This window comes from Prolixibacter bellariivorans ATCC BAA-1284 (genome assembly GCF_000621705.1).
Taxonomy (GTDB): Bacteria; Bacteroidota; Bacteroidia; order Bacteroidales; family Prolixibacteraceae; genus Prolixibacter; species Prolixibacter bellariivorans.
Window position 1 is genome coordinate 359,791 of record NZ_JHXO01000011.1, and the last position, 6,673, is coordinate 366,463.

General features: G+C 42.8%; 7 protein-coding genes. 6 read left to right on the forward strand and 1 reads right to left on the reverse strand.

The genetic code is table 11. The annotated features are described in order from the left end of the window. The first annotated feature begins 43 nt into the window (after window positions 1-43). From T426_RS0116325 to T426_RS24040, 6 genes are all read left to right on the forward strand, one after another. Window positions 44-1,651 carry a S41 family peptidase gene (locus T426_RS0116325; protein ID WP_036985004.1) on the forward strand — a complete coding sequence of 536 codons (1,608 nt, stop codon included), beginning with the start codon at window positions 44-46 and terminating at the stop codon, window positions 1,649-1,651. 65 nt (window positions 1,652-1,716) lie between these two features. Continuing rightward, window positions 1,717-2,316 carry a nicotinamide riboside transporter PnuC gene (gene pnuC, locus T426_RS0116330; RefSeq protein ID WP_036985005.1) on the forward strand — a complete coding sequence of 200 codons (600 nt, stop codon included), beginning with the start codon at window positions 1,717-1,719 and terminating at the stop codon, window positions 2,314-2,316. 3 nt (window positions 2,317-2,319) lie between these two features. Beyond that, window positions 2,320-2,847, forward strand: coding sequence for an AAA family ATPase (locus tag T426_RS0116335; protein ID WP_051539183.1), 528 nt, complete (start codon window positions 2,320-2,322; stop codon window positions 2,845-2,847). 197 nt (window positions 2,848-3,044) lie between these two features. Further along, window positions 3,045-3,983: a cysteine synthase A gene (cysK, locus tag T426_RS0116340; protein WP_025865931.1), complete on the forward strand. Its 939-nt coding sequence runs from the start codon at window positions 3,045-3,047 to the stop codon at window positions 3,981-3,983. Beyond that, window positions 3,970-4,905, forward strand: a complete 936-nt coding sequence (locus T426_RS0116345) for a serine O-acetyltransferase (protein WP_148303850.1) — start codon at window positions 3,970-3,972, stop codon at window positions 4,903-4,905. The genes cysK and T426_RS0116345 overlap by 14 nt, the downstream gene beginning before the upstream one ends. Window positions 4,906-4,971: 66 nt before the next feature. Beyond that, window positions 4,972-6,120, forward strand: a complete 1,149-nt coding sequence (locus T426_RS24040) for a THUMP domain-containing class I SAM-dependent RNA methyltransferase (protein WP_051569010.1) — start codon at window positions 4,972-4,974, stop codon at window positions 6,118-6,120. Between the two features lie 177 nt (window positions 6,121-6,297). Here the strand turns inward: T426_RS24040 and T426_RS26315 are convergent, their stop codons facing one another. Next, window positions 6,298-6,405, reverse strand: a complete 108-nt coding sequence (locus T426_RS26315) for a lactococcin family bacteriocin (RefSeq protein ID WP_153637586.1) — start codon at window positions 6,403-6,405, stop codon at window positions 6,298-6,300. Window positions 6,406-6,673 lie beyond the last annotated feature (268 nt).

The following is a 6,673-nucleotide window of genomic DNA, read 5'->3' on the forward strand; positions in this document are numbered from 1 at the left end:
TGAGTATCAGGTAAGGATTTAGCCCGATGAAAATTTAATGACTATGAGATATTTAAAACTATCCTTTTTACTTTTTGTATTTACGGCTCTGTTGGTTCCGGCTTCGGCGCAGGCCCAGGAGCAGGACGTGCAGTCGCAGGCCATTAAATTTGGGCGAGTGCTTCGTTTGGTCCAGACATTTTATGTCGATACAGTCAACCTGAAATCGTTAACGGAGGATGCCATCGTAAAGGTGCTTTCCGATTTGGATCCACATTCGGTCTACATTTCCAAGGAGGAAGTTGAGGAGATGAACGAGCCGCTACAGGGGAATTTCGAAGGAATCGGTATTTCGTTTAATATTCATCAGGATACATTAATGGTGTTGACCACTATTCCTGGTGGACCTTCAGAAAAAGTTGGACTTCGCCCGGGTGACCGTATTATGACAGTCGATGGTAAGAATATAGCCGGCATCGGGTTGAAAAACCAGGATGTTTTTGATATGCTCCGTGGTGACAAGGGGACCAAAGTGAATCTTCAGATAAAAAGAAAAGGTGAGAAAAACCTGTTGGATTTTACCATCGTTCGCGATAAAATCCCGATTCACAGTCTTGATGCAGCATACATGCTGAACAAGCATATTGCTTACATCAAGCTGAACCGTTTTGCCGCAACTACGCCGGATGAGTTTCTGGAGGCGATGGATAACCTGCAAAACAATAACAAGGTTGAAGGTTTGGTGCTCGATCTTCGTGGAAACGGAGGTGGTTATTTGCGTGCGGCTATCGAATTGGCCGATCAGTTCCTGTCGAATCATCGGTTGGTCGTTTACACGAAAGGAATTCATTCGCCTAAACGGGAATATTTTGCCACGGGCAGTGGTGATTTCGAGGATGGAAAACTGGTTGTCCTTGTTAATGAAGGTTCGGCTTCGGCCAGTGAGATTGTAACCGGTGCTATTCAGGACTGGGACCGCGGCGTGGTGATTGGCCGCAGAACTTTTGGAAAAGGTCTGGTACAGCAGCCGTTCATGCTGAGTGATGGCTCTATGATCCGTTTAACAACGGCACATTATTATACGCCTTCCGGCAGAAATATTCAGAAGCCTTATTCGAAGGGAATTCAGGAATACCGGAACGATTACCTGGAAAGGTTCGAACACGGTGAGTTCTTTAGCCGCGACAGCATCAATCTGCCCGATTCGCTGATGACACATACCTTGGTTACCAAGCGGAAAGTGTACGGCGGCGGTGGTATTATGCCTGATATTTTTGTTCCGATGGACACTTCGGTGAATTATCGTTACTACAACGAGTTGGTTCGGAAGAACATTCTGTTCCCGTTTGTTGTAGGCTACATGGATAAAAACCGGGCTCAACTTCTTCAGAAGTATAAAACGTTCGATGCCTTTAATCAGGACTACATGGTGAATGATACCATGTATGAAAAATTGGTAGCCGCCGGCGATAAGGAAGGAATTAAACCGGAAAAAGAAAATCCGGAAGTTTCGGAGAACTTGTTAAAGCAGCAGATCAAGGCGTTAATTGCTCGCGATTTATACGATAATGGCACTTACTTCCAGATTATGAATGAAGATGATAAGGCTATTAAGAAAGCACTGCAGGTGCTTACGGACGATAAATTGTATGAGAAATATCTAGGACGTTAAATTCGTCAGGGTGAAAAATAATAACAGGTCCGGCCATTTCAGCCGGACTTCTTTTATGTGCAGCAATGATTGAAATTTTATCCTGGTTACAGGAGCACTGGGTGGAAGTAAGTGGAACGGTTACCGGTTTGGCTTACCTTTATTTTTCCATTCGCCAAAGCATTTTAACCTGGCCGCTGGGCTTGCTCTCTTCGGTACTTTATGTGTATGTGTTTTTCGTATCGAAGTTTTATGCCGATATGGGGCTTCAGTTTTATTATGTCGTCATCAGTATTTACGGATGGTATGCCTGGCTTCACGGAAATGGTAAAAACAATCATCATGGAGAGTTAAAAGTATCCCGAACCTCTTTCGGCCTTTGGATAAAGCTTTTTGTTGCTAACCTGGTGTTGTATGTTGTGATTGCTTACATCCTGATCAATTTTACGGATTCTCCTGTTCCTTACTGGGATTCGTTCACTACCGCATTAAGCATCGTGGCTACCTGGATGCTGGCCCGCAAAAAAATTGAGCACTGGTTACTCTGGGTAATCATAGATTCTGTCTCGTTGGGATTGTATATTTACAAAGGATTATATGCCACCACATTCCTCTTTTTTGTTTACACAGTCATGGCTGTTGTTGGATTTGTGGAGTGGCGAAAAGATTTGAAGAACAACCGGTAAAAGATGACAGAAAAAATGAAACGTATCGTCATAACCGGTCCCGAATCGACCGGAAAAACCGAACTGGCTCGTACGCTGGCTGAGCATTTTCAAACAGTTTGGGTTCCGGAATATGCCCGAAGTTATGTCGAGAATATTGAGCGAGCGTATACGCGAGAGGATGTTGAGAACATTGCGAGATATCAACTTTCACAGGAACAAGCGTTTCAGGCGAAAGCTCAAAACGGATTTCTGTTTTTCGATACCTGGTTCATCATTACGAAAATCTGGTTCGATGTGGTTTACGGTGAATGTCCCCAGTGGATAACGGAACATATCAGCAATTCCCAAATCGATTTGTTTTTGGTTTGTGATACCGACCTTCCCTGGATACCTGATTCAGTGAGAGAAAATGGCGGCGAAAAAAGAAATGAATTAATGCAAATGTATTGCCGCGAAATTGAGTCATTCGGTTTTCATTACGCCAAGGTTTCCGGAAACGGTGAGAACCGGTTGAAGAACGCACTGAAACTGATCGAGGAAGAATTTTAAAACCATTGCTGCTAACATTTGTTATGCATGGCATGCAAAATATCGGTAACTTTAAGTATCAGGTAACATTTTTTGAGATTGAATTAACAGTTCGAAGATGTATGCCTTTTAGTTTTGCCCGTATCATTGGATGACGATGTTTTGAATATGTACCTCATTATTGAAACTTCCGTTATCGCGCCCCAAAAATAACCCACATGAAGATTGCACAGAACATTACGGAATTGATTGGACAGACTCCATTGGTCCGGTTAAATAAACTGGCACAAGGCATCGAAGCAGAGGTATTGGTGAAACTGGAGTCTTTTAACCCGGGTGGCTCCGTAAAAGATCGTTTAGGACTGGCACTTGTCCAGGCAGTTGAACGAGATGGATTGATTAGTTCTTCTACGACTATTATTGAGCCGACAAGTGGAAATACCGGCGTTGGATTGGCGATGGTTTGTGCGTCGAAAGGTTATGCATTAAAGATTGTCATGCCCGAAACAGCAACTGTCGAGCGTCGTATGATTATCGAGGCGTATGGAGCTGAAGTGATACTGACTCCCGGCAAGGAAGGAATGAAGGGCGCTATTGCGAAAGCTGAGGAATTGCAACGTGAAATTCCGGATAGTTTTATTCCAATGCAGTTTTCCAATCCGGCAAATCCCGAAATGCACAGAAAAACTACCGCATATGAAATATGGAACGATACCGACGGTACGGTTGATATTTTCATTGCTGGTGCCGGAACAGGAGGAACCATAACCGGCGTTTCAGAGGAACTGAAAAAATTGAATCCGGAAATCCGGACCATGGTGGTGGAGCCGGAAGATTCCGCGATCCTATCGGGAAAGGAACCGGGAAGACATAAGATTCAGGGAATAGGGCCTGGTTTTATACCGGAAGTTTTGAATACATCGTGTTACGATGAGGTCTGTTGTGTTTCGAATGATAATGCCTATGACATGGCAAGAAAACTCAGCACGGAGGAAGGAATTTTTTGTGGTATTTCATCAGGCGCTAATGTTTATGCGGCTATCGAGATCGCGAAAAGGCCGGAGAATAAGAATAAGCGAATTGTCACCATTATTTGTGATACAGGAGAACGATATTTAAGCACCCCATTATTCAATAATCATCATGAGAAAGATTAATCAGAAAGATATAGACAACCGTCTGACAAAAGCCATCAGGGATTTGTCAGATCCCAAATCGTATGATTTGGTATGTCACGAGCATCGGCTGGGAGAGCCTATGCCATCGATTGATAAGCTCGCTAAAATGGTCGATAAGGTCAGGCAAATCATCTTCCCCGGTTATTTTGGCGATATCAATTTAAACCTCGGGACCATCGAATATTATATTGGGGTAATGATTGATGAAGTGTTTGAACTAATCTCAGAGCAGATTCTTGCTGGGTTGTGCTTCTCCTGCGGCGATAACGAACGTCCGGAAATGCTTCAGCTGGAAAAAGATGCTTCCAAAATTGCGATGGAATTTATCGAAGGTCTTCCTGAAATCAGACGAATGATGGTAACCGACGTTAATGCTGCCTATTTGGGCGATCCGGCTGCCAATGGAATTGGAGAAGTAATTTTCTGTTATCCGGCTACCCGGGCCATTTCAAATTACCGAATTGCCCACCATTTGTTGAAGCTGGGGGTTCCGTTGATTCCCCGTATTATTACAGAGATGGCGCACTCCGAAACCGGAATTGATATTCACCCACGTGCTGAAATTGATGAATATTTCAGTATTGACCATGGTACTGGTGTGGTTATTGGATCAACCAGCGTGATTGGCAAGAATGTGAAACTTTACCAGGGGGTTACGCTCGGTGCGAAAAGTTTCCCACTTGATGAAAATGGTAACCCGATTAAAGGAATTCCGCGTCACCCGATTGTGGAAGACAATGTGGTAGTCTATTCCAATGCCACTGTACTTGGACGAATAACCATTGGACACGATTCTGTTATTGGTGGTAACGTGTGGGTTACCAATAGTTTGCCGCCACACTCGAAGGTTGTTCAGGTAAAAAGTCGTCAGGCCGAATTTGTTGATGGAAGTGGAATTTAAACCTTTGGTTTGATTTATCCGCGATTCGGTTAACTTTGCCGGGCAAATGGATAAATGACTGCATTGATGGAAAAGTTTCAGATGGTTGCCAAAACATTCGCCGGTTTAGAGGGCGTTTTGGCCAGTGAGCTCGAGATACTAGGAGCCGAGAATATTACAGAAGAAAGACGTGCCGTTACCTTTGAAGGTACAAAAGAGACACTTTACAAAGCCAACTTTTGTCTGAGAACAGCCCTTCGAATTCTGAAACCCATTGCAGAATTCGAGGTAAACGACCGGGATGATTTATATGCCGGTGCAAAGAAAGTTGATTGGTCAAAATTCATCGAGCTTGGAAAAACCATTTCGGTTGACAGTGTTGTCAGTTCAGAGATTTTCATCAATTCCATGTATGTTTCCATGAAAGTGAAAGATGCTGTTGTCGATCAATTCAGGGAAAAGACCAGAAAACGACCTTCTGTCAATACGGAAGATCCGGATATCCGCATCAATGTTCATTTAACCGGTAATAAATGTTCTGTGTCACTTGATAGCTCGGGGGAATCGCTTCATAAGCGTGGTTACCGTGTAGCGCAGACTGAAGCGCCTATTAATGAAGTGTTGGGTGCGGGAATGATTTTGTTGTCAGGATGGGATGGAAAAAAGAATTTTCTCGATCCGATGTGCGGTTCGGGAACCTTGTTGATTGAGGCTGCCATGATTGCGTTGGGAATTCCTCCGGGAATGTACCGTAAATCGTTTGGATTCGAGCGTTGGCTCGATTTCGATGAAGAAATGTTCGAGGAAATCTATAACGCCGATTACGAGAAAGATTTTGACGGCAAAATTGTTGGTTCCGATATTTCCACCCGCAATGTGGCTATTGCACGGGCAAACATCAAAAATGCTGGCTTATCGAAACACATCGAAGTGGATACGATGGATTTTGCTCAGCTTCAACCGCCGTTCGATAATGGAATTATTGTTACCAATCCGCCTTACGGAGAACGTTTGAAGCCATTTTCACTTCGGGCACTCTATCAAATGATAGGAGATAGTTTGAAAAATAATTTTCCCGGCTATGAAGCCTGGATGATTTCCAGCTCGAAAGATGGCTTGAAAAGTGTTGGTTTACGGCCTGCAGAGAAGATGACACTTTACAATGGTGCTTTAGAATGTAGCTACCGTTGTTATCAGCTTTACCAAGGCTCTAAAAAGTCTGCTAAAAGAGACTAACGTGTAATTTAATTGCTTCTTAGTGCTTCAAACTGTTTTGGATATTGAATTCTATTGCCAGGATATTACAAGAACTGTAAAGAACGCTTTGAAAATGATAAATACACTAGTTCAATGTATCCATCGAGGCAATACGATTAATATCTTTTCAGTTTAATACAGTTTGGCTGTTTTAGCTTATTGCAATACTGTTCCAGCTGGACTTAGTGCAATACCTACTTGTCCGCCTTTTACAGTTGATAATTCTTCGTTAGAGAGAATTTCGAAGGTTGAGATAGATTTCATAACAGAGTTTATTAAATGGTTAAACAACAACTATAGGTTTAAATAAAATACAAATTAGATAATGTTACTGCTTACTGCAGAACTGTGCCACCAGGAGGTAATGCAATACCTACTTGACCACCTTTAGCGGTTGACAATTCTTCTGTAGACAAAATTTCCAAATTGAGAGAATTCATAACAAATGCTTTTAATGGTTAAACATGTTCCTTATTTGTTTCCTTGCATTTGTTAATACCGGAAAAGCGAAAAAGGTTACCCACTAAATCAT